Origin of the sequence: Sedimentibacter sp. B4 (genome assembly GCF_000309315.1) — a bacterium.
GTDB lineage: Bacteria > Bacillota > Clostridia > Tissierellales > Sedimentibacteraceae > Sedimentibacter > Sedimentibacter saalensis.
This window is the reverse complement of the sequence record NZ_CANG01001051.1, coordinates 1-382: the sequence shown is the minus strand read 5'-3', so window position 1 is coordinate 382 and position 382 is coordinate 1. Positions and strand designations below refer to the sequence as shown.

Here is a 382-nt window from a genome sequence, read left to right as displayed (position 1 = left end):
TCGTCTACGACCTGTTCATCAACAACCCCGAGGCGAACGTCGGCCACACGTTCAACACGCTCGAGGAGGTGATGACCGAGCTGGGTCGCGTCCTGGGTCCAGGTTGCGATGTGAGCGTTGAGCTCGAGAACCCGTTCGACCCCGACTTCGACAACATCCTCGCCGAGTCGAGCCCTACGAGCGGATCCTCTCCCCCTACCGCCTCGTGGTGAAGGTGCCGCACATGGGTCCGGTGAACGCCGAGAACGTGGGTGAGCTGCTGAACGGCACGGGCCGGCTGAGCAGCTCCTACCTGAAGCCCGCCACGGCGGACGCGTTCCGGTCGCACAATCTCGCCCTGCGCCTGCGGGAGCACGGGTACCGGGTCAACTACACGCTCATG

1 pseudogene is annotated in these 382 nt (G+C 64.9%); it reads left to right on the top strand.

The annotated features are described in order from the left end of the window. A pseudogene (locus BN358_RS27250) lies at positions 1–212 on the top strand (hypothetical protein); the annotation flags it as partial. Between the last annotated feature and the right edge of the window lie 170 nt (positions 213–382).